The 22,415-nt window shown below is 76.1% G+C and carries 20 protein-coding genes; 5 read left to right on the top strand and 15 right to left on the bottom strand.

What is annotated here, in order from left to right; translation table 11 throughout:
- Window positions 1–80 precede the first annotated feature (80 nt).
- Entirely contained in the window at window positions 81–725 is a 645-nt protein-coding gene (locus ASG41_RS04800; RefSeq protein WP_056290796.1) for a haloacid dehalogenase, read from the top strand.
- On the opposite strand, the gene ASG41_RS04795 is transcribed toward ASG41_RS04800, so the two are convergent.
- The 10 genes from ASG41_RS04795 to ASG41_RS04750 all read right to left on the bottom strand — a co-directional run bounded on the left by ASG41_RS04795 (window position 718) and on the right by ASG41_RS04750 (window position 13,635).
- Entirely contained in the window at window positions 718–1,839 is a 1,122-nt protein-coding gene (locus ASG41_RS04795) for an MBL fold metallo-hydrolase (protein WP_235564486.1), read from the bottom strand. The genes ASG41_RS04800 and ASG41_RS04795 overlap by 8 nt on opposite strands.
- A 50-nt stretch (window positions 1,840–1,889) precedes the next feature.
- Window positions 1,890–2,951: a helix-turn-helix domain-containing protein gene (locus ASG41_RS04790; RefSeq protein WP_056290793.1), complete on the bottom strand. Its 1,062-nt coding sequence runs from the start codon at window positions 2,949–2,951 to the stop codon at window positions 1,890–1,892.
- A 68-nt stretch (window positions 2,952–3,019) separates the two neighbouring features.
- Complete coding sequence (locus tag ASG41_RS04785; RefSeq protein ID WP_235564485.1) at window positions 3,020–3,982, bottom strand: alpha/beta hydrolase; 963 nt, start codon at window positions 3,980–3,982, stop codon at window positions 3,020–3,022.
- A 91-nt stretch (window positions 3,983–4,073) separates the two neighbouring features.
- On the bottom strand, window positions 4,074–5,261 hold the full coding sequence (locus tag ASG41_RS04780) for a serine hydrolase (RefSeq protein ID WP_056290789.1): 1,188 nt from the start codon (window positions 5,259–5,261) through the stop codon (window positions 4,074–4,076).
- Between the two features lie 142 nt (window positions 5,262–5,403).
- The gene (locus tag ASG41_RS04775) at window positions 5,404–6,399 is read right to left on the bottom strand and encodes a hypothetical protein (RefSeq protein ID WP_056290786.1); all 996 of its coding nucleotides are present in this window, start codon (window positions 6,397–6,399) and stop codon (window positions 5,404–5,406) included.
- 189 nt (window positions 6,400–6,588) lie between these two features.
- Complete coding sequence (locus tag ASG41_RS04770; protein ID WP_056290783.1) at window positions 6,589–9,042, bottom strand: ABC transporter permease; 2,454 nt, start codon at window positions 9,040–9,042, stop codon at window positions 6,589–6,591.
- Between the two features lies 1 nt (window position 9,043).
- The gene (locus tag ASG41_RS04765) at window positions 9,044–9,850 is read right to left on the bottom strand and encodes an ABC transporter ATP-binding protein (RefSeq protein WP_235564484.1); all 807 of its coding nucleotides are present in this window, start codon (window positions 9,848–9,850) and stop codon (window positions 9,044–9,046) included.
- Between the two features lie 137 nt (window positions 9,851–9,987).
- The gene (locus ASG41_RS04760) at window positions 9,988–11,727 is read right to left on the bottom strand and encodes a hypothetical protein (protein WP_056290779.1); all 1,740 of its coding nucleotides are present in this window, start codon (window positions 11,725–11,727) and stop codon (window positions 9,988–9,990) included.
- 4 nt (window positions 11,728–11,731) lie between these two features.
- On the bottom strand, window positions 11,732–12,439 hold the full coding sequence (locus tag ASG41_RS04755) for a response regulator transcription factor (RefSeq protein ID WP_056290776.1): 708 nt from the start codon (window positions 12,437–12,439) through the stop codon (window positions 11,732–11,734).
- Window positions 12,436–13,635 carry a sensor histidine kinase gene (locus ASG41_RS04750; RefSeq protein WP_056290772.1) on the bottom strand — a complete coding sequence of 400 codons (1,200 nt, stop codon included), beginning with the start codon at window positions 13,633–13,635 and terminating at the stop codon, window positions 12,436–12,438. The genes ASG41_RS04755 and ASG41_RS04750 overlap by 4 nt, the downstream gene beginning before the upstream one ends.
- Before the next feature lie 101 nt (window positions 13,636–13,736).
- Between ASG41_RS04750 and ASG41_RS04745 the strand changes: the two genes are divergently transcribed.
- The gene (locus ASG41_RS04745; protein WP_082556579.1) at window positions 13,737–14,141 is read left to right on the top strand and encodes an STAS domain-containing protein; all 405 of its coding nucleotides are present in this window, start codon (window positions 13,737–13,739) and stop codon (window positions 14,139–14,141) included.
- Here ASG41_RS04745 and ASG41_RS04740 read toward each other — a convergent pair.
- The 5 genes from ASG41_RS04740 to ASG41_RS04720 all read right to left on the bottom strand — a co-directional run bounded on the left by ASG41_RS04740 (window position 14,128) and on the right by ASG41_RS04720 (window position 18,922).
- On the bottom strand, window positions 14,128–14,484 hold the full coding sequence (locus ASG41_RS04740; protein WP_082556578.1) for a helix-turn-helix domain-containing protein: 357 nt from the start codon (window positions 14,482–14,484) through the stop codon (window positions 14,128–14,130). The genes ASG41_RS04745 and ASG41_RS04740 overlap by 14 nt on opposite strands.
- A gap of 59 nt (window positions 14,485–14,543) precedes the next feature.
- Window positions 14,544–16,154: a methyl-accepting chemotaxis protein gene (locus ASG41_RS04735; protein ID WP_056290768.1), complete on the bottom strand. Its 1,611-nt coding sequence runs from the start codon at window positions 16,152–16,154 to the stop codon at window positions 14,544–14,546.
- A gap of 240 nt (window positions 16,155–16,394) precedes the next feature.
- Window positions 16,395–17,087 (bottom strand): HAD-IA family hydrolase, encoded by a 693-nt coding sequence (locus tag ASG41_RS04730; protein WP_235564482.1) that lies wholly within the window; start codon window positions 17,085–17,087, stop codon window positions 16,395–16,397.
- Window positions 17,088–17,165: 78 nt separating this feature from the next.
- Complete coding sequence (locus ASG41_RS04725; RefSeq protein ID WP_200938729.1) at window positions 17,166–17,615, bottom strand: universal stress protein; 450 nt, start codon at window positions 17,613–17,615, stop codon at window positions 17,166–17,168.
- A 35-nt stretch (window positions 17,616–17,650) separates the two neighbouring features.
- On the bottom strand, window positions 17,651–18,922 hold the full coding sequence (locus tag ASG41_RS04720; protein ID WP_056290765.1) for a Rieske 2Fe-2S domain-containing protein: 1,272 nt from the start codon (window positions 18,920–18,922) through the stop codon (window positions 17,651–17,653).
- A 146-nt stretch (window positions 18,923–19,068) separates the two neighbouring features.
- On the opposite strand from ASG41_RS04720, the gene ASG41_RS04715 reads away from it, so the two are divergent.
- The 3 genes from ASG41_RS04715 to ASG41_RS04705 all read left to right on the top strand — a co-directional run bounded on the left by ASG41_RS04715 (window position 19,069) and on the right by ASG41_RS04705 (window position 22,409).
- A complete protein-coding gene (locus tag ASG41_RS04715) occupies window positions 19,069–19,425 on the top strand; it encodes a DUF485 domain-containing protein (protein ID WP_056290762.1) in 357 nt (118 codons plus the stop codon).
- Window positions 19,422–21,047 carry a cation acetate symporter gene (locus ASG41_RS04710; RefSeq protein WP_056290760.1) on the top strand — a complete coding sequence of 542 codons (1,626 nt, stop codon included), beginning with the start codon at window positions 19,422–19,424 and terminating at the stop codon, window positions 21,045–21,047. Before ASG41_RS04715 ends, ASG41_RS04710 begins: the two co-directional genes overlap by 4 nt.
- A 120-nt stretch (window positions 21,048–21,167) precedes the next feature.
- Window positions 21,168–22,409, top strand: coding sequence for a glutamate mutase L (locus tag ASG41_RS04705; RefSeq protein ID WP_056290756.1), 1,242 nt, complete (start codon window positions 21,168–21,170; stop codon window positions 22,407–22,409).
- Window positions 22,410–22,415 lie beyond the last annotated feature (6 nt).

Raw genomic sequence — 22,415 nt, 5'->3', positions numbered from 1 at the left:
TCCATCGGTGTGCCGGCGCCACAGCGGCCCGGTCGTCGATCCTGGGTGCCCGCTGTGGACCCTGTGCAACCCTTCCCGCCGTGTTCGTGACCATCGACCTCTTCAGCGCGCTGGTCGACAGCCGGACCGGTGCGGGGGCCGCGCTGGCCGCCGTCGCCCCGGTGGGTGCCGACGGCGGGGAGCTCTACGACGACTGGGACGCCCGGAACAAGGCCTCCCAGCGTGACCTGCCCGGGTGGGTGCCCTTCGCCGAGCACTGCCGGCGGGCGCTGGCCGGCACCTGGGCCGCCCGCGGCTGGTCCGGGGCGGACGAGGCCACGGCGGCGCTGCTGACCTCGCTGCCGGACTGGCCGCTGTGGCCCGACGTCGAGTCGGCGCTGCCCGCGCTGGCCCGGGAGCACCGGGTGGGGGTGCTGTCCAACGTGGACGACGCCCTGCTCGCCCGCACCCGGGTGGCCCCGCTGGTGGCCGAGCAGGACCGGCTCACCAGCGAGCGGCTGCACGCCTACAAGCCGGCCGCGCTGCTCTACCGGCGGGCCGTCGAGGCCGGCGTCCAGGTGCACGTGCCGGCATCGGCCCGGGACACCCGCGGCGCCCTCGAGGCGGGCATGCGGGTGGTCCGGGTGGCCCGGCCCGGGCACGTGGTCGACCCGACCGGTCCCGCGCCGGACGTCGTCGTCACCGACCTGCGGGACCTGCCCGCGGCGCTCGCCGGGCTCAGCTGACCGCGGTCCACCAGTCGGTGGTGGTCGGGGTGGACGTCGAGAGGTCCAGCCGCTCCCCGGGCCGGGGGACGACGACGGACACCTCGGACCGGGCGGCCGCGGCCAGCAGCCGGTCGATCGGCTCGGCCCACGGGTGGAAGGCCAGGTTGAAGGTCGCCCAGTGGATCGGCAGGAACACGTCGCCGCCGAGGTCCCCGTGCGCGCGGACGGCCTCCTCCGGGTCCATGTGGATCGCCGGCCACTGCGGGCTGTAGGCCCCGACGGGCAGCAGGGTCAGGTCGAAGGGGCCGTGCTGGGCGCCGATCGCGGCGAACGCCGGGTGGTACCCGGTGTCGCCGCCGAAGAAGACCCGGTGCCGGGGCCCGGCGACCACCCAGGAGGACCAGAGCGTGTCGTCGCGGGACAGGCCGCGGCCGGAGAAGTGCCGGGCCTCGGCGCAGACCAGGGTCAGCCCGCCGACCCGGTGGGTGCCGTCCCAGTCCAGCTCGACGACCCGGTCCTCGGGCACGCCCCAGCCGCGCAGGTGCTCCCCGATGCCCAGCGGGACGACGAAGGGGGCGGTCTGCTCGCGGACCAGCCGGCGGACGGTGGGCAGGTCCAGGTGGTCGTAGTGGTCGTGGCTGATGAGCACCGCGTCGACCTGCGGCAGCTCCTCCAGCGGACCGGGCACCGGGTGCAGCCGCTTGGGCCCGACGACGGCCGACGGGGACACCCGCTCGCCCCACACCGGGTCGACCAGGACGCGGTGGCCGTCGACCTCGAGCAGGGCGCTGGCGTGCCCGAACCAGGTGACGGCGAGCTCGGCGGCCTCGGTGGGCAGCTGCGGGGTCACCAGCGGCACCGGTGAGCTCGGCACGCCCGCGCGCCGGCCCTTGCGCGCCTCGCGGACGAAGTCACCGGTCGAGCCGGGCTGCATCGTCGTGGTGGCCACGGTGTTGCAGAACTTCCCCTCCGAGAAGTGCGGGGAGCCGGTGACCAGCGGCCGCAGCCGGCGGCGGCTGGCGCCCATGCTCGCGGGGATGCCCCAGGCGGCCCGGCCGATCAGCGCGGCGGGGACGGCGAGGGCGGCGGCGGTGGCAGCGCGGACGGCGGCGCGGCGGAGGGTCGGTGACACGCCGACCAGCATCCCCGGTCGTCGCCGGCCGTGCGGCGGGAGGTCGCGGCTCAGTGTCCGGTGGTGGGTGCGGGGAGGTCCAGCACCCGGCTGGTCCGCAGCCGCCAGGCCAGGTAGGCCACCCCCACCCGGACCCGGCCGAAGCCGTCGAGCGGGTCGAAGCCCAGGGTGGCGGTCGTCGTCTCCAGCCGGCCCTGCAGGGTGCTGTGGTGGATGCCCAGGGTGCGGGCGGCCTGGCGGGCCGATCCACTGGTGACCAGTGCGTCCAGCGTCTCGGCGCCCCAGGGGTGGGCGGTGATCGCGGCGACCAGCTCGACGTCGGGGTGGTGCGCCCCGGGGGGCTCCTCGGCGAACATGCTCACCAGCCCGGCGTAGGCGTCCGCGCCGACCGAGCTGGTGGCGCCCCGGGCGCACAGCCGCAGGGCGACCACGGCGGTGCGGAAGGAGTGGTCCAGGTGGTCCGGGGTGGTGGCGACGCCGACCCCGCACGGCCCGGCCTGCACCTGGGTGGTGACCGCCGGGACGACGAGGGTGTGCAGCGGCCCGTGTGCGGTGGGGACGACGTCCTCGGGCCCGCCGGGGTGCTCGGTCCAGACGGCGAACAGCGGCGCGACCACCACCCGGTGGCTGGCGGTGGCGGACAGCCCCAGGGCGGCGGCTGCGGTGCGCCGGTGGTCGTCGGGCAGCGTGCCGTCGACCAGCACGGCCAGGTGACGGCGGGCATCGGGCGTGCCCGGCCGGCGGTCGTGCCGCAGCCGGACGGCCAGTGCCAGCCGCTCCAGCACGATGGCGTCGTTGGCCTCGGCCGGGCCGGTGCGCTCCAGCCACACGCACGTCCCGGCGGCGGCCGGGACGGCGGTGGCCGCGGCCGGTGGTGAGCCGGCCGGGGTGGTCAGCGGCTCGGCGAGCTCGCCGCGCGGGGTGACCCGGACGGTGCGCGCGGGACGCTGCTGCCCGAAGCCGGCGACGCAGCCGGCCAGCGAGGCGGCTGCGGCCAGCAGACCGCGGGTGTTGACGTTGCCGACGGTGAGCTCGTCGAAGCAGGCGATGACCCGCAGCGCGAGGCTGGCCTGCGGGTCCAGGCGGGTGATGCGGCCCAGCAGCTCCTGCACGTCACGTCCTCGTCTCGCGCGGTGCCCGGACAGTAGCCCCGGTCGGGGGCCCGGGGGGAGGTCCCGGCTCAGTCCGCGAGGACCCGTTCGACCCAGGCGTCACGGGCGCGGATCATCTGCCGGGCGACGGCGGTGTGCGGGGCGAAGACGTCGCAGGCGTGGAAGGCCCCGCTCCACACGTGCAGCTCGGCCGAGGACCCGGCCCGCCAGAGGCCGGTGGCGTAGTCGATCGCCTCGTCGCGGAAGACCTCCGCGGACCCGACGTCGATGAAGGCCGGTGGCAGTCCGGCCAGGTCGGTGGCTCGGGCCGGTGCCGCGTAGGGCGACACGTCGGGTCCGCCGCGGGCCTCGCCCAGCAGCGCCGTCCAGCCGGTCTCGTTGCTCACCCGGTCCCAGACGCCGACGCCGTCGAACTGGTGGGTGGAGGGCGTGGTGCCGCGGTCGTCGAGCATCGGGTAGTCCAGCACCTGCCCGCACAGCGCCGGGCCGCCGCGGTCCCGGGCGGCGAGCGCCAGGCCGGCGGCCAGCCCCCCGCCGCTGCTCGCGCCGCACACCAGCAGCCGGTCGGTGGCGATGCCGAGCTGGCCGGCGTGGGAGGCGGTCCACTCCAGGGCCGCGTACACGTCCTCGCGGGGGAACGGCTCGGGGTGCTCGGGGGCCCGGCGGTACTCCACGGTCACCAGGACGGCGCCCAGGTGCTGCACCCAGTCCAGCACCAGGTCGATGCCGCTGAACCGGTCGCCGAACACCAGCCCGCCCGAGTGCACGAACAACACACCGGGACGCCGCCCGGAGGTGCCGTGCGGGGTCAGCACCGAGATGGTCACGGGGTCGCCCCGGTGACCGGGGACCTCCCGGTCGACCCGGGTGATCCGGCGGTCCCGGAGGGTGCCCTCGACCGGCGGTGAGGCGTAGGAGGTGCGCATGAACCCGATGAGGTCCGGGGTGATGGTCGGGGGGAACATGCCGCCGACCACCGCCAGTCCGGCCTTGAGCTCCGGGTCGAACGCGGGCCGGGGAGGGGTGTCCACGGTGTTCCTCCTCGCGCCGGTGGGGTGCGGTCATCCTGCCTGGGTGCGGCCGACCCCCTGGTCTCGAGGGCCGGCCGCACGTCCGGGGTGGTCAGAGCGAGGCGTACACCGCCTGCTCGACGTCGGTGTAGGTCTTCCACGCCCCGCCCTGGGCGATGAAGGGCAGGCTGTTGGTGTAGACCGAGGCGCAGATCCCCGTCGTCCGGTCGATGAAGAAGTGCGTGTTGAACAGCCCGGCCCACGCCCCGGTACCGGCCCGCCGGCCGCCGGGGACGTCCACGGTGTTGATCAGCAGGCCGTGGCCCCAGGTCCACCCCGGACCGGGGTGGAACGTGTCGGTGATCGCCGGGTCGGCCGTGGGGATCTCGGTCGGGAAGGCGATGTCGCCGAGCTGGCTGGTGAACGCCGCGTCCACGGTGTCCTCGCGCAGGATGCGGACGCCGTCGAGCTCCCCGCCGCGCAGCAGGGCCCGCTCGAAGCGGGTGTAGTCGCGGGGCGTGGAGTAGAGGCCGTGGCCACCGGCGAACCACTCCGGGGACTGGTTGAGGATCTCCCCGGCCGAGGTCCAGCCGCCGTCCTCGCCGGGCACGTGCACCGTGACCAGGTTGCCGGCGCGCTGCTCGTCGAGCAGGAACATCGTGTCGTGCATCCCCAGGGGGCCGGTGACGCCCTCGGCGACGGCGCGGTCCAGCGTCGTGCCCGCGACGGTCTCCACCACCCGGCCGAGCCAGTCGGTGTTGATGCCGTAGACGAACGAGGTGCCCGGGTCCGCGGTCAGCGGCGCCCGGAAGGCCGCCATCGTCCCGGGGACGACGTTCGGGGTGCCGGTGGCGGCCTCCCAGCGGACCAGGTCGGCGTTCCAGAACCAGTACCCGAGACCCGAGGTGTGGGTGACCAGCTGCTGGACCGTGGCCTGGCTGGCCGGCGGACGGTACTGGGGGGTGTCCCCGTCGAACCCGGTGAGCACCTGCAGGTCGGCGAACTCCGGCAGGTAGTCCGCGACCGGGGCGGAGAGGTCCAGCTCGCCCCGCTCGACCTGCTGCAGGGCCACCGTCGTGGCGACCATCTTGGTCATCGACATGATCCGGAACTGGGTCGACGTCGTCACCGGGTCGGTGCTCTCCCCGACGACCCGGACCCCGGCGCCGCCCTCGTAGAGGACGCCGTCCCGGTCGGCGACGATCGCCGCCACGTGCGGCACCTCGCCGGACTCCACCGCCCGGGCGAGCACCTCGTCGATCCTGGCGCCGTCGATCCTGCCGCTCTCGGTCCGTGCCATCGCGTGCCTCCACTCGCCGTGCCGGGCACCGGTGCCCGGGCCTGACGAGCCTGGCCCGCCGGGTGTGACCGGGGTAACCGTCGGGACGACGCGGATCGGGCCTCCCTACCCGCCACCTGGCGGGTCGCGGCGGCCGGTCCCCTCAGCCGGTGGTGGTGGGGGCGGCGGTGGGGATGGTGGCCGTCCCGTCCGTCGTGGGTGACGGCGCCGGGTCGCGGTCCGGGGTCGGCTCCGCCGTGCTCGCGGGGGCGGTCGTCGTGGGCGCCGTCGTCGCCGCCGTCGTCGCCGCCGTGGCCGGTGCCGTCGTGGCGGGCTGGGTGCCGTCGGGCTGGGTCGTGGGCGCCGTCGTCGGCGGGGGCGTGGAGGTGCCCGCCGGCGTCGTGGGGGGCGGGTCCTCTGCGGCGGCGGCCGTCGTCCCGCCCTCCCGGTCGGAGGGCACCGCGTCCGTGGGGAGTGTCGGTGTGGCGGCGGCGGGTCCCCCGGCCGGCTGCTCCGTGGCGGGGGCCGGCGCGGGGTCCGGCTCCACGGGCGCGTCGTCCAGCGGGGCGGGGAGGGGGTCCCCCGCCGCGGTCGACTCGGCGGCGGGCGGGACCGTGCCGGGGTCGGGCGTCGCGGCAGCGGGCGGCTGGGCGGCGGGCGGCTGGGCGGACGGCGGCTGGGCGACGGGCGAGCTGGGCGGGGCGCTCACCGCGCCGAGGTCCTGGTCGTCGGTGGGGAGGCCGTCGGTGGGGCCGCCCACCGTGGTGTCCGCGGCGGTGCCGGGCGCCGAGGTGGTGGCCTCCGCCGCCGCCACGGACGGGTCGGTGACGTCGGCGTCGGGGCTGCCGGAAGCGGCCAGCACGGCCAGCCCGCCGACGGCGAGGGCCCCGGCGCCCAGGGCCACCGCGGCGACCGGCGTCGCCCGGCGGCGGGCCGGGGGGCGGGTGACCGGCCGGGCGGTGACCAGCGGGCGCGGCGCGGCGGGCGCGGGGTCGGCCACCACGGGGTCCGACACCACGACGACCGGCAGCGGTCCGGTGTCGGCGTGCTTGCCGTAGGTCGAGGCGTCCGGGTCCAGCCAGGGCAGCACGGCGGTCGCGTCGTCCTCGGGCCGGTCGTCCTCGGGCCGGTCGTCGTCGGCCCCGTCGTCACGCACCATGTGCTCGACCTCCCCGTCGTCGACCCCAGGGCAGCACGGTGGCGCCGTCCGCGCACGTCGATCACCGTCCTGACCTGCGTATTCGTCGCTGTGGGTCAGGATGCGGGTACGGACGGTCCGTTGCACGCGTCCGTCGCCCCGCCCACCGGCGACGACCGGAGGGCGGGGCGACGGGGGTGCGGGCGGGGCTCAGCCGGCGATCGCGGCCACCGGTGAGGTCCGGGCGGCCCGCCGGGCCGGCAGCACCGAGGCCAGCAGCCCCGCGACCGTGGCCACCACGACGATGGCCAGCACCTGGGTCCACGGCACGCTCACCACGGTGCCGTCGGGGGACAGCGCGCCGAGCACCGAGGCCGCCCCGGCCAGCCCGTACGCCCCGCCCAGCAGCACCCCGAGGACGGCGGCGACCCCGGCGACCAGGGCGGCCTCCCAGGCCAGCAGCCCACGCAGTTGGCCGCGGGTCAGACCCAGCGCCCGGAGCAGGCCGGACTCCTGCCGCCGTTCCACCACCGAGAGGGCCAGGGTGTTGCCCACCCCGATCAGCGCGATCACCACCGCGACGCCCAGCAGGCCGGTGACCACCAGCAGCATGGTGTCCAGCACGCCGTCCAGCGCGGCCCGCTCGCTGGCCAGGCCCGTGACCAGCGCACTCGGGACGGCGGTGCCCACCAGGTCGGTGACCTCCTCGGCGGTGGCGTCCGCGTCGGCGGAGTCGGCCAGCCGCAGCCACAGCCGCCCGACCGGGGCGTCGGGGACCAGGGCGGCGAGCTCCGTCGCGGTCAGCCGGGGGGTGTACACGTCGTCGGTGCCGGCGACCGCGGTCATGGTCAGCGAGCGGCCGTCCTGGGTGAAGGTGACCTGGTCGCCGGCCGACACCCCGTAGAGGTCCATCGTGTACGCCGGCAGCACGACCTCACCCAGCCCGGGCAGCGGCTGGTCGGTCCCCGAGCGCAGCACCGGCTGCGTCGCGGCGGTGTCGAACCCGTCGACCTCGACCGGCTCGCCGTCGGGGCCGGTCACCGTGCCCACGGTGATGCCGACGCCGGCCTGGACGCCGTCCACACCGGTCAGCTGGTCCAGCAGCGAGGGCGGCAGCGCGGAGCCGAAGTCGTCCACGACGACGTCCGTCGGGTAGGCGGCGTCCAGCCCGGCCGCGGCGGTGGCCTTGGTGGAGGCGGCGCCCACCACCATCGCGGTGGTCAGCGTGACGCCGATGAGCAGCGCCGTCGCGGTCGCCGCCGTCCGGCGGGGGTTGCGGGTCGCGTTGCCGGTGGCCAGCCGGGCGGGCACCCCGCCGACCCGGCCCAGCAGCCGACCGGCCGCCGCGACCACCGGGGGGACGGCGCGTTGGGCGAGCAGCACGACGCCGAGGAAGCTCAGCGCCCCGCCGGGCAGGGCGACGAGCACCTGGCCGACGGCAGCGCCGTAGACGGTCAGCGCAGCGCCCGGGACGGCCAGCGCGAGCCCCAGGGCCAGGCGCAGCACGCCGCCGCGGGAACGCAGCGGCGCCGGGTCGACCGGGCGGAGCGCGGCCAGCGGGGCCACCCGGGTCGCCGCCCGGGCCGGGGCGAGCGCCGCCACCACGGTGACGACGGTGCCCAGCAGCAGGCCGACCACGACGGCCAGCGGGGGCACCGAGACCCCGGACAGCGGGATCGGCGAGTCCAGCGCGCCGGCGACCGCGGAGACCCCGGCGGCCAGCCCGATGCCGGCCAGCACGCCGAGCACGGAGGCGACGACGCCGGTCAGCAGCGCCTCGCCGAGCACGCTGCGCCGCACCTGCCGGGCGGTCGCGCCCACGCAGCGCAGCAGGGCGAGCTCGCGGGTCCGCTGGGCCAGCAGCACGGCGAAGGTGTTGGCGATGACCAGCCCGGCGACCAGCACGGCCACGGTGGCGAAGACCAGCAGCACGGCGGTCAGCGCGGTGGCCCCGCCGGTGATCGCCGCGGCGGCCTGCTCCGCGGTCTCCTCGCCGGTCGTCAGCTCCGTGTAGCGGGTCGCGTAGGACATCTGCAGCTCGGTCCGGTCGGGGTCGCCGGCGATGCGCAGCTCGGTGACGGTCGCTCCCCAGGCCCGGGCCTGGTCCGGCGTCACGAAGCCCTGGGTGAACAGGCCCCCGGTGACCGTGCCGGACAGGTCGACCAGGCCGGTGACGGTCACCTCGCCCTCGACCAGCTGGCCGGCGGCGTCGTAGGAGGTCACCGGGAGGGTGTCGCCGACGGCCACGCCCTCGGTCTCGGCGAGCAGGATCTCGCCCGGACCGGTGGGGTACGCCCCGGCGGACAGCTGCTGCCAGCGCAGCAGCGGGTCCTCGGCCAGGGCGGTGACGGCGACGTAGCGGGCGCCGGTCCGGTCGGGCAGCACGGCCTGGACGGAGGTGTCCCACTCGGGCGCGACGGCCTGCACCCCGGGGACGCCGGACACCGGCTCGACGATGTCGGCCAGCGACTCGCCGTCCGTGGAGGTCAGCACCAGGTCGGTGCCGACGTACTGCGCGCCGACCGAGGCCAGCACGGTGGAGCGGGTGGTCTCGTTGAGGACCAGCGTGGCGACGACGAAGGCCACCGCGATGACGATCGCCAGCATCGAGGCGATCAGCCGGCCGGCGTTGGCCCGGACCTGGGCGAGGAGGACGGTGCGCACGTCAGCCACCCAGCCCGCGGAGCGCGTCGATCACGGCGTCGGCGGTGGGGGAGTGCACCTCGCCGGCCAGCCGCCCGTCGGCCAGCAGGACGACCCGGTCGGCGTAGGCGGCGGCGACCGGGTCGTGGGTGACCATGACGACGGTCTGCCCGGTCTCCCGGACGCTGGAGCGCAGCAGCCCCAGGACCTCCGCACCGGACCGGGAGTCCAGGTTGCCGGTCGGCTCGTCGGCGAAGACGACGTCGGGTCGGGGCAGCAGGGCACGGGCGACGGCCACGCGCTGCTGCTGGCCGCCGGACAGCTCGTGCGGGCGGTGCCCGAGCCGGTCCCGCAGGCCCAGCCGGGCGACGACGTCGTCCATCCAGGCCGGGTCCGGGCGCCGCCCGGCCAGCTGCATCGGCAGCACCATGTTGTCCCGGGCGTCCAGCACGGGCAGCAGGTTGAACGACTGGAACACGAAGCCGATCCGCTCGCGCCGCAACCGGGTGAGCTGGTCGTCGGGCAGGCTGGTCAGCTCGGTGTCGCCCAGCCAGACCTGCCCGGCGGTCGCGGTGTCCAGCCCGGCCAGGCAGTGCATCAGGGTGGACTTGCCCGACCCGGAGGGGCCCATGATCGCGGTGAAGGCCCCGCGGTCGAAGGCGACATCGACCCCGGCCAGCGCGTGCACGGCGGTGTCGCCGCGGCCGTGGGTCTTGCGCAGGCCCTGCGCGCGGACGGCGGCGGTGACCGGCGGGGCTGACGCACCACCGGGCCCACCACCGGGCCCACCACCGGGGACGGTCATGAGGGGGACGGCGCTGTCGGGCACGGGGGCTCCTGAGGACGGGGGACCGGGACGTGTCCACCGTGCTGCGTGCCGGGCCCCCGCCGCGTCGGAGCTGGGTCCCGACTGTGTCCTCCCCGTGCTGCCCCCGTGGGTGGACCCGGGTCGTCCCCGGGGCGGACTCACTCCTCGAGGAGGTCCCCCGGCCCGGCTGCGGTGACCGCCTGGCGGGTCCGGTCGGGGAGCTGGACGGCGGTCACCGTGCGGTCGTCGTCGGGCCGCAGGCCCACCCCGCCGGGCAACGGGAGGGCCGGGGGCACGTCGGCGCCGCCGTCGAGCAGCGTCACGGACGCCGTCCCGGGGGGTGCGACGACGAGGACGGTGCTGGAGGAGACGTCGGCGACCCGGTCGCCCACGGTGCACCGGGCGGCGACCACCAGGCCCGCGACCGGGGTGCCGGCCGGCCACGTCTGCATGCCGCACCCCACCTGCTGCAGCGTGCCGTCGGCACGCCGGCCGGCCACCGCGGTGCTCACCACGACGGCGCCCCCGGGCACGGTCACCGCCAGGACGACGCCCTGCACGACCCGGCCGGAGGGCCCGGGCACCGCTCCGGCCCACAGCAGCGCCGGGGTGAGCGGGGCGGGGTCCAGACCGGTCGGCACGGTGACCGACAGCAGGGCGGCCGCCACGGCGTCGGGGTCGGGGACGCCGGTCGGCCGGACCGGGACGGCGGTGGGCAGCGCCGGCCGCGCGACCGGGCGGTCGGCGAGGGTCACGGGCACCGGGGTCAGGGTCAGCGGGCTCGTCGTCCCGGTCCGGGCCACCTGCACCCGGACCGCCCGGCCCGAGGTGTCCGGCGTCGCGATCGCGACGGCGGCCACCCCGTCGGCCACCGGCTGCGCGACGTAGACCCGCTGCACGCTCCCCGCCGGGCCCACCAGCTGGCCGGGGGAGACCCGCACGCCCTCCTCCCGGCCGGCCACGACCACCAGGGCGGTGCCCTCCAGCAGCGCGGCGGGCTGGTCGGGACGCAGCACGACCGGGCGGTTGGCCGGTGTCAGCTCCGCGGGTCCGGCGCCGGCCGGGCCGGTCGACCACAGGCCGAGCAGGTCCCCGCCGGAGGGGTCGCCGTCGGTGCCGCCGTCCGTGCCGCCGTCCGTGCCGACGACCAGCACCCACCGCCGGTCCAGCAGGTCCCCGGCGAAGACCACCCGGCGGTCGGTCAGCGCGTCGGTGCCCGCGGCGTCGCGGAGGGCGGCGAGCAGGTCGTCGTCGCCGGCCAGAGAGCCGCGCGCCGGCCCGGCCAGCGGTGCCGAGGGACCGGGCCGCTCCGCGGCCGGACCGCCGATCCGCTGCAGGGCCCCGGGCAGCAGCACGGCCAGGACGGCGAGCACCGCCAGCACGGCGACCGGTCGCAGCAGCCGCCGCCGGCGAAGCCCGCGAACGGCGGCCACCGCCTCGTCGTCGTCGCGGGCGGGGGGACGGCGGGTGCCGGCCAGCCGCGCGAGCCCGGCCCGTGCGTCCCCGCCGAGGGCCGCCCGCGCCCGGGCCAGCCGCTCGGCGACCGGGCCGGGCACCAGCCCGGCCGGGTCGAGGTCCTCGTGGTCGGCGAGCACGACCGCGGCCCGGTCGGCGTCGGACAGGCCACCGAGTGCGACCGCGGTCGTGCGCGCGGCAGCCAGGTCGGCGGGGGACACCCACCACGGGGCGGCCGGCTCGCCGGCCAGTGCGCTGCGGGTCCGGCGGGTGCGGAGCAGGGCACGCAGTGCCGCGGTGCGGTCGGCGTCGGCAGGCAGCCGGGCCAGGGCCCGGTCGACCCGGTCCTCGGCGGCAGCCTCGTCCCCCCCGCCGGCCTCGAGCAGGAAGGCGGTGGTCAGCAGGTCGGCGCGGTGCGCGGCGACGACCCGGGACTCCCGCACCGGCTCAGTGTGCGGCGTCCCGCAGCAGGTCGTCGGGACGGACCAGCCCGGACCGGAACGCGAGCACCACGGCCTGCACCCGGTCGCGCGAGCCGGTCTTGGCCAGCACCCGGCCGACGTGGGTCTTCACCGTGGCCTCGCTGACGAACAGGCCGGTGGCGATCTCGGTGTTCGACGCGCCGTAGGCCATCTGCACCAGCACCTCCCGCTCGCGCGGGGTCAGCTCGGCCAGGGCCGGCTCGGGCCCCTGCGGGCCGGCGCTGCGCTCCTCGCGCAGCAGCGGGGCCACGTGCTGCAGCAGCCGTCGGGTCGAGCTGGCCGCGATGACGGAGTCCCCCGCGTGCACCGTGCGGACCGCGGCCAGCATCTCCTCCGGGGCGGCGTCCTTGAGCAGGAAGCCGCTGGCCCCGGCCCCGATCGCAGCCACCACGTACTCGTCGAGGTCGAAGGTGGTCAGCACCACCACCCGGGGCGGGTCGGGCAGCGCCGTCACCGCGCGGGTGGCCTCGATGCCGTCCGTGCCGGGCATCCGGACGTCCATCAGGACGACGTCGGCCGGGGTGCGGCGCAGCACGTCGACCACCTGCGAGCCGTCCCCGGCCTCGCCCACGACCGTCAGGTCGGGCTGGGAGTCGATGACCATCCGGAACCCAGCCCGCACCATCTGCTGGTCGTCGACGAGGACGATGCGGATCGGCTGGGTGCTCGTCATCGGGCCTGACGGTAGGGCAGCACCGCGTGCACCCCGAACCCGCCGCCGTGCCGGGGGCCGGCCTCCAGCCGCCCGCCGTGCAGCTGGGCGCGCTCGCGCATGCCGAGCACGCCGTTCCCGGCGCCGTCCGTCGCCGCGGAGGCCCCGCGGCCGTCGTCCAGGACCGACAGCTCCAGGGCCTGGGCCCGCCACTGCAGCCGCACCCAGGCCCGGCTGGCCGGCCCGGCGTGCTTGAGCACGTTGGTCAGCGACTCCTGGACGATCCGGTAGGCCGCCAGCTGGGACCCGGCGGCCAGCTCGACCGGCTGGCCCTCGGTGATCAGGTCGACGTCCAACCCGCTGCGCCGCACGTCCTCCACCAGCCCGGGGATCGCCGCGACGTCGGGCTGCGGGGCGAACTCCTGGACGCCGTCCTCGCGCAGCACGCCCAGCAGCGACCGCATGTCGGTCAGCGCCTGCCGCCCGGTGGCTGCGATCTGCTCCAGCGCGCCGGTGGCCGCCGCCGGGTCGGTGCGCCCGGCGTACCGACCGCCGTCGGCCTGGGCGATGACCACCGACAGCGAGTGCGCGACGACGTCGTGCATCTCCCGGGCGATCCGGGCCCGCTCGGCCCCGGCGGCCAGGCGCATCTCCTGGTCGCGCTCCAGCTCCAGCAGGTCGGCCCGCTCGCGCAGGGCCTGCTCGCGCTGCAGCCGGGACCGCTTGAGGTCGCCGAGCGCCCAGGTGGCCAGCACCAGCACCCCGATCGCCACGGCGGAGAACACCGTCCCCCGGATCAGGTCGGTGCTGCTGCCGATGTAGACGCCGCCGAAGTAGCGGAAGGCGGCCAGCAGTGCGCCGAGCAGTCCGAGCACCAGGCCTGCCTTGCGCCAGGGTCGCGGGGCGTAGGCGGCCAGGGCGTGGACCATGACCGGGACAGCCACGTTCGCCAGCAGGAAGTCGCTGACCAGGACCACCTCGACCAGGCCCGCGCCCAGCACCGCGACGGCCGCGCGCACCGTCGACGTGCGGCGCCAGGCCAGCGGGACCAGCAACGCCAGGGAGACCAGCGCCGCCGTCCCGGGCTGGGAGGGGTAGGTGGAGGTCCCCAGGGCCAGGCAGACGAGGACCAGCAGCCCGGCGACGACCGCGTCGACCGCGAAGGGGTGCGCGCGCAGTCGGCGCGAGACGCGCTCCACCACCGGCTGCCGCTCCACGCCCCGACCCTAGGCAGCCCGGCGGGCCCTGTCGTCGTCCCCCGGGACGAGGTGGGGTCCGCCCCCGGGGGGAGGTCTGCGGGTGCGGACCGCCACGACCGGTGTCACGCTCTCCGAGGCCTGACCAGCGCTGGAACGAGGACATCATCAACAGCACGACGACCGACCCCGCCGACGAGGGCCGACGGCCGTTCCAGCTGACCGTCGGGGAGCCCGACACCGCGGGCGACCTGCGCGTCGCGGTCTCCGGGGTGCTGGACAACTACTCCAACCCGCGGTTGCCCCGCCAGCTGCTGACCGCGCTCGGCGACGCCCCGGCGCGGCTCACCGTCGACCTCGACGACGTGGACTTCTTCGGGTCGGCCGGGATCACCGCGCTGGTCGAGGTGAGCAAGGCCGCGGACGCGGCGGGCAAGCAGCTGCGCATCGTCGCCACGCACCGGGTGGTCACCGGCCCGTTGGAGGTCACCGGTCTGCTCGACCGGCTGCGGGTCAACGAGGGCTGAGCTCCTCCTCGGCGGCGGGCTCGTCCACGGCCCACCGCCGTCCCCACGCCTTGAGGGCGCCCAGCACCGGCACGAGGTCCTGCCCGGCCTCGGTCAGGTGGTAGTCCGAGCGTGGCGGGGAGTCCTGGTAGGGCCGGCGTTCCAGCACCCCGGCGGCCACCAGGTCCTTGAGCCGGGCGGCGAGCCGGTCGCGCGGTGCGCCGGTGCCGGCCAGCACGTCGGAGAAGCGGTGTGCGCCCAGGTGCACCTCGCGCACCGCCAGCAGCGCCCACCGGTCCCCGACCACCTCGAGGGCCGCGGCGATGGGGCAGGGGCGGCCCGGCAGCTCTGACAACACGACCACGCGTCCAGGTTGGCACGTGCGGCCGGTGCGTGCCACGAGCTGCCGGGCCCCCTCCGGGGTCAGTAGGTGAAGCGGCCGACGGTGGTGCGCAGGTCGGCGGCCATCCGGGACAGCTCGTCCACGGCCACCCGGGTCTGGCCCAGTGCCTCGGTGGTGGTGCCCGCCGCGGTGGAGACACCGGTGATGTTGGCGGCGATCTCGGTGGTGCCGCCCGCCGCCTCGGCCACGCTGCGCGACATCTCGTTGGTCGTGGCGGTCTGCTCCTCCACGGCTGAGGCGATGGTCATCTGGTAGTCGTTGATCTGGCCGATGACCTCACCGATCCGGCCGATCGCGGCGACGGCGCCTCCGGTGTCGGCCTGGATGGCCTCCACCCGGCGGGCGATGTCCTCGGTGGCGCGAGCGGTCTCCTGGGCCAGTTCCTTGACCTCGTTGGCGACGACGGCGAAGCCCTTGCCTGCCTCGCCGGCGCGGGCGGCCTCGATGGTGGCGTTGAGGGCCAGGAGGTTGGTCTGCTCGGCGATGGAGGTGATGACCTTGACGACGTCGCCGATCTCCTTCGACGACAGCCCCAGCTTGGTGATGGTGGCGTTCGTGGCCTCGGCCTCGGTCACCGCGGTTCCGGCGACCCGGACCGCCTCGTTGGCGCTCTGCGCGATCTCCCGGATCGACGCGCTCATCTCCTCGGCACCGGCGGCGACGGTGGCCACGCTGCGGGACACCTCGTCGGCCGCTCCGGACACGACGCCGGACTGGACCGCGGTCTCCTCCGCCGATGCCGAGATCTGCGCCGAGGACGCCGACAGCTCCTCGCTGGAGGCAGCGACCGCGTCGGCAGAGGCCACGACGGAGGCCATCAGGGTGCGCAGGTCGGCGACGGCGCCGTCCAGCGCGCGGCCCATCTGGCCGATCTCGTCGGCGCTGGTGAGCCCGGTGGTCTTGGTCAGGTCGCCGTCGGCGAGGGCCTGGGCCATGACCTGCACCTTCCGGACCCCGCCGGCGATGCCACCGGCCACGAACCAGGCGATCGTCAGGGCGGCGGCCAGCCCGCCGACGAGGACGGCGATCGAGGTGGTGCGGGCCGTGGCCGCCGAGGACTGCATGTCGGCGATGGCGGCACTGCTGGCGGCCTCGTCCAGCTCGCCCAGTGAGACGGCGATATCCATCGCCTCGGGGAGCAGCCGCTGGCTGTCGTTGGCGGCGACCCAGCCGGCGTTGTCCGAGGCGCGCTCCAAGGGCAGCAGGGTCGAGGTGTGGAACGCCTCCCACTCGTCGACCTTGGCACCCAGGTCCTGCACCAGGGTGGCCTGCTGACCGCCGGCCCCGGCGGCGTAGACACCGATGTCGGTCCGCGCGGTGGCCAGCCTGTCGTCGATCGTGGACAGCGCGGTCTCCAGGCCGGCGGCGTCGGGGGCGATGAGGGGGTCACGGACCGCGATCCGCAGCTCGCGCAGGTCGTCGCGGATGGTGCTCAGCTGCTCCAGCTTGGCGACGTTCTCGGTGATCACCGTCTCGCTCCGCTCCGCGTTCGAGGACAGCGCCGCGAGACCCAGGACCCCGATCGCGGTCGCGGCCACCGCGGCCACCCCCACCGCCCCGAGGACCTTGGTGCGGACGGGCCGGTCGGCGAACCAACCGGTGAGAACGGAGGGCTTCTGGCTGTCGGACACGGGGGACTCCTCGGAGCAGGGAACGCGGGGGATGAGCGACCCGCACGCAGCGAGGGGCGGGGTCGCGCCGCCTCGACCTGCGGCGACGCCCCTGGTTACGACTGCTGACACGAGTAATCCACTTGAGTCGTGCAATTCCTGGAAAGGATCCCAGGAATGGTCATCGACCATTCCTGTCGCCATGGTGACGTGTCGACACCGAATGGCCGGTGACCTTCTCGTCGACGCCCCGCGTGGGGATCAGCGAGCGGTGACGGTGATCCCCGCCGGCGTGCTGCCGAACCGGACGTGGCCCAGGTGCGGGGCGTAGCCGTCCGCCTCGAGCTCGCTGTGGTGGTGGGTGTCGCCCACGGCCAGGGTGGCGCAGCCGGCGGCCCGCCCGGCGGCCAGTCCGGCCGGGGCGTCCTCGACGGCGAGGCACCGGTGCGGGTCGACGCCGATGCGGTGCGCGCCCAGCAGGAACGGGTCGGGCGCGGGCTTGCCGTTGGTCAGGTCGTCCACGCAGACCACCTCGCGCGGGCGGCGCAGCCCGGACCCGGTCAGTCGCGCCTCCAGCAGCGGACCGGTGCAGGAGGTCACGATCGCGACCCGGTTCGCCGGGAGCGCGGTGAAGGCCTCCAGCACCCCGGGCAGCACGGCGATGCCGGCGAGGGCCTCGGCGACCTCCAGCTCGTGGATGCGCGCCAGCCCGGCCGCCACCCGGTCGGCGGGCAGCAGCGAGGCGACGATCTGGCTGGCCGGGCGGCCGCCCAGCGCGGTCAGCGCCGCCGGGTCCACGTCGTGCTCGGCGGCCCACGTGCGCCAGGCGCGCATCGACCCGCCCATGGAGTCGATCAGCGTCCCGTCCATGTCCAGGAGGACGCCGTCGAAGGTCCGGTCGGCGAGCTGGTCGAGCTCGAGGAAGGCGCCGGGTCTGGGCGTGGTCCGTTGCACGCGACCGATCCTCCCACCCGCCGGGGACGGGGCGGTGGCCAGCGGCCTGCCGGCCGGTGACGGCCCGGTGCCCCCGGGTCAGGGGACGACGGTCACCGGCCACCGGCCCGACCGCACCAGCCGGACGGCGATCGAGCCGACCAGCCGGTGCCCGGCCTGCTCCGAGGCGCCCACGACGACGGCGTCGGCGAGCAGGGAGTCCGCGAGCCGGGTCAGCTCGGCGAACGGGTCCCCGCGCACCGAGTGGAACTCGACCGGGATGCCGATGTGCGCGGCCCCGTCCACGACCATCCGCTCCAGCTCCGCGGACACCTCGGTCGCCGTCTCGGCGGCCACCGCGGCCGACCCGGGCACCAACCCGGCCATCGGCGGGAAGCCGGTGCGCACGTGCACGACCACCAGCCGGGAGTGCTGGCGGCGGGCCAGCCCGGCCGCGTAGCTGGCCGCCCGCAGCGAGGTGTCGGACCCGTCGACGCCCACCACGATGACCTTGGGCCCGTCGGTGCCCCGCTCGAAGACGTCGCTCACGTCCCCGATCGTGCACCCGGCCCCGACGGCCGGTCTCAGGCGGCCACGTCGCCCTCCTCCCGGCTCTCTTCCCGGAGCGGGGTGCGGGCGGCCACCACGAAGTCGCCCAACGCCCGCCGCAGGGCGACGCCGAGCCGGTCCGCGGGCACGTGCAGCTCGTCGCGTGGGGTCAGGGGCAGCCCCGGGCTGCCGGAGAGCTCCAGCAGGGCCAGGTCCTCGGCCAGCAGCGTCTGCTGTCGCGCTGCCTCCGTGGCCACCGCGGTGCGGGTCGGCCGCTGCGGGCCGCCCAGCAGCACCCGGGTCCACACCCGGGTGGAGTCGGCGTCCTCGGGCGTCAGCAGCACCAGCAGCGTCGTCGTCGCACCGTCGGGGGCCACGCGGCGCACCAGCAGCTGGAACGGCGGGCGCAGGACGACCGTGCACCGGTCCACCCCGTCGTCCCGCACCCCGGAGAAGCCGCCGTGCTCGACCCGGACCTCGGCGACGGCGACCTCGCGGGCCCCGGCGCCGTGCGCGAACGGGGCGTGGGCGGCGTCGAGCAGGACGTCGAGCAGCGGCGCGGCCGGCGCGCTGGTGCGGACCGGGGGGAGCCAGGCCGAGCGCGACCGGGCGTCCTCGCCGGGCACCTCCAGGTCGGCGCCCCGGGGCTCCTGCGGGGCGACCTGGACGACGCCGTGCCGCTCGCGCACCCCCCACGCGGGCGGGTCGACCGTCAGCACCCCGCCCCGACGCTCCAGGGTCCGGGTCCGCCCCAGCAGTCGGACGGCGAGCCAGCCGCCGTCCCGGAGCTCGTCGGACAGCGCGACCGGGTGCCAGGCGTGCTCCAGGGCCGGGTCCAGGTTGTCCAGCACCGGGCCGGCCGGCTCCGGGAGGGCGGGCACCGGCTCGGCCGACGTCCCCGCGACCGCGCGCGGCGGCCGGTGGTGCAGCGTCCGCTCCGGGGCGATCCACACCCAGCCGTCCCGCTCCTCCACCGCCCACGGGGTGGACAGGTCGGCCCGGGGCGGTGGGGTGCCCTCGGCGCCCAGCGAGGGGATGTCCACGCAGCGGCCCTCGGCGTTGAACTGCCAGCCGTGCGAGGCGCACTGCAGCCGCCCGTCGACGACGGTGCCGGTGGTGAGCGGCACCAGGCGGTGCGGGCAGCGGGCCGACAGCGCGGTCACCTCGGCGCCGGGCCGCAACCGGACGACGACGAAGGGCCGGCCGCCGGCACCCACCGCGCGCGGTGCGGAGCCGACGTCGGCCGCGCGGGCGACCGGGAACCAGCCGGTGGAGCCGGGGGAGGGGGCAGTCCTGGACGGGGCCATGAGCCATGCAACCGCCGCCGCGTTCCTCCCGCGTTGCCACCGGGTGACGTCTGCGGTGCGCCGGGGGCCGGGTCACTCCGGAACGTCACCGGCACCCCTTAGTGTGAGCGCACCCACACAGCGGACCCACAGCGAGGTGCCACCCCGTGACCGAACCCGAACGCCGGCTGCTCACCCCCGAGGAGTACCGGCAGGCCCAGGACTCCCCGGAGTTCACCGAGCTCAAGCGGCGCTTCCGCCGCTTCGCGGTCCCGATGACCGTGGCCTTCCTGACCTGGTACCTGGCCTACGTGCTGCTGAGCACCTACGCGGTGGACCTGATGAACACCCACGTGTTCGGCAACGTCAACCTCGGCATCCTGCTGGGCCTGGGCCAGTTCGTGACGACCTTCCTCATCACCCAGCTCTACGTCGCCTACTCGGCCCGCCAGACCGACCCGGTGGCCGACGAGATGCGCGAGCGGCTCGAGGCCCACCAGTTCCTCCCGGGGGAGCAGCAGTGACCATCGGCAACCCCGTCATCAACATCTCGATCTTCGGCGTCTTCGTCCTGATCACGCTGGTCATCACCTTCCGGGCCAGCCGCACCAACGCCAGCGCCGCCGACTTCTACGCCGCCGGGCGCAACATCTCCGGCACCCAGAACGGCCTGGCCATCGCCGGTGACTACCTGTCCGCCGCGTCGTTCCTGGGCATCGCCGGCGCCATCGCCGTCTACGGCTACGACGGCTTCCTCTACTCCATCGGGTTCCTGGTGGCGTGGCTCGTCGCGCTGCTGCTGGTCGCCGAGCTGCTGCGCAACACCGCCCGGTTCACCATGGCCGACGTCCTGGCCTTCCGGATGCGGCAGGGCCCGGTCCGGACGGCGGCGGCGCTGTCCACGCTGACCGTCTCGTTGTTCTACCTGCTCGCCCAGATGGCCGGCGCCGGCGGACTGGTCACCCTGCTGCTGGGGGTCAGCGGCGAGGCCGCCCAGGCCCTCACCGTCGTCGTCGTCGGCGCGCTGATGATCTTCTACGTGCTCGTCGGCGGCATGCGCGGCACCACCTACGTGCAGCTGATCAAGGCCACCCTGCTGATCATCGGCGCGTTCGTGATGACCGTGTGGGTGCTCGGGAAGTACGGGTTCAACCTGTCCTCGCTGCTCGGCGGGGCCGCCGACACCGCGGCCCAGCAGGCCACCCCGCGCGACGTGCTCTCCCCGATGGGCCAGTACGGCGCCACCGGCACCTCCAAGCTGGACTTCGTGTCCCTGGGCCTGGCCCTGGTGCTCGGCACTGCCGGCCTGCCGCACGTCCTGATGCGCTTCTACACGGTGCCCACCGCCAAGGACGCCCGGAAGTCCGTGGTCTGGGCGATCTGGCTGATCGGGTTCTTCTACCTGTTCAGCCTGGTCATCGGCTACGGCGCCGGTGCCCTGGTCGGGGCCGACGAGATCCTCGCCGCCCCCGGTGCGGTCAACTCCGCGGCACCGCTGCTGGCCTTCGAGCTCGGCGGCACCGTGCTGCTGGGCATCATCGCCGGCGTCGCCTTCGCCACGATCCTGGCCGTCGTCGCCGGGCTCACGATCACCGCATCGGCGTCCTTCGCCCACGACGTCTACAACTCGGTGATCAAGAAGGGTGCCGCCGACGGCAAGCAGGAGGTCCGGGTCGCCCGGATCACCTCGGTGGTCATCGGTGCGGTCGCGATCGGGCTGGGCATCCTGGCGCTGCAGGCCGGGCTCAACATCGCCTTCCTGGTGGCGCTGGCGTTCGCCGTCGCCGCCTCGGCGAACCTGCCGACGATCCTCTACACGCTGTTCTGGAAGCGCTTCACCACCCAGGGCGCGCTGTGGTCGATCTACGGCGGGCTGATCTCCTGCCTGGTGCTGATCCTCTTCTCCCCGGTCGTCTCCGGCGGCGCGATCAACCCCGCCACGGGCAAGTCCACGTCGCTCGTCCAGGACGTCGACTTCTCCTGGTTCCCGCTGAACAACCCGGGTCTGGTCTCGATCCCGCTGGCCTTCTTCCTGGGCTGGCTGGGCACGATGCTCAGCAAGGAGAAGCCGGACGTCGACAAGTACGCCGAGCTCGAGGTCCGCTCCCTGACCGGGATCGGCGCCGAGAAGGCCACCCCGCACTGAAGAAGGGCCCCGGTGCCCCACGACGCGCTCCGCACGTCGCGGGTCCCTGCACCGGGGCCGTTCCAGCGCCTCACCTGCCCCGTCCTCCGGTCGGAGGGCGGGGCTGGTTGGGTTCCGGGGGTGAGCACCGTGGCCTGCGTCGACATCGGCTCGACGTACACCAAGGCCGCGCTGGTCGACGTCGCCACCGGGGAGCTGCTGGCGACCGCGCAGGCGCCCACCACGCTCGACGACGTCGTCCGCGGGGTGCTGGCGGCGACCGCCGGGTTCGGCGGTGTGCCGGTGCGGGCCTGCTCCAGCGCCGGGGGCGGGCTGCGGCTGGCCGTCGTCGGCTACGAGCAGCTCATCAGCGCCGAGGCCGGGCACCGCGCGGCGCTGTCCGCCGGCGCACGGGTCGTGCACGTCGCCGCGGGGCGGCTGGACGACGCCGCGCTGGTCGCCCTCGCCGCGGCCCGTCCCGACGTGGTCTTGCTGGTGGGGGGCACCGACGGTGGCGACACCGCGGTGCTCACCCACAACGCCGGCGCGCTGGCCGGTGCGGACGGGTCCGTACCGGTCGTGCTGGCCGGGAACGCGCACGTCGCGGCCGAGGTGGCCGCGGTGCTGCGCGCCGGCGGCCACCCGGTGACGGTCTGCGCCAACGTGCTGCCCGACATCGGCGAGCTCGCGCCCGACGAGGCCCGGGCCGGCATCCGGGCGGTCTTCCTCGAGCACGTCATCGGCGGGGACCGGCTGTCCACCGACCCGCGCCTGCGCCAGTGGGTCCGCGCCGTCACCCCCGACGCGGTGCTCGACGGCGTCGTCGTGCTGGCCGGGCTGCGTGCCGAGGCCGACGTCCCCGGGGTGGTGGTGCTCGACGTCGGTGGGGCCACCACCGACGTCTACTGCGTGCCCGACCTGGACCCCGAGCAGGCCGCGCTGCGCCGGGAGGCCGTCGGCGTCCCCGCGCACCGGCGGACCGTCGAGGGCGACCTCGGCGTGCACCACGCCGTCGCCGACCTGCGCGCCGCCGCCCGGGCCGAGGGCCTGCCGCCGCTGGCCGACGGCGCGCTGGCCCTGGGCGAGGCGGCGGCCACCGTCGCGCTGCGCCGGCACCTGCGGGCCGAGGCCGCCTACGGCCCGGGCGGTGCCAGCGCCCGCGGGGTGGGTCTGGTGGTGCTGTCCGGCGGTGTCTTCCGGCACGCCGACCGCACCGCCCGGAACGCCGTCGTGGCCCGGCTGGGCGGGGACCGCGGCGGCGCCGGCGGCGTCCTCACCGGCACCGAGGTCGCCGTCGACGACCGGTACGTGCTGGCCGCCGCCGGCCTGCTCGCCGGGGACCACCCCGCCGCCGCCCGCGGACTGGTCTCCCGGCTGGCCTGACCCCGG

It is taken from the genome of Modestobacter sp. Leaf380 (assembly GCF_001424485.1).
Classification (GTDB): Bacteria; Actinomycetota; Actinomycetes; order Mycobacteriales; family Geodermatophilaceae; genus Klenkia.
Note: the sequence above shows the minus strand (reverse complement) of the source record. Positions and strands in the feature narration are given on the sequence as shown.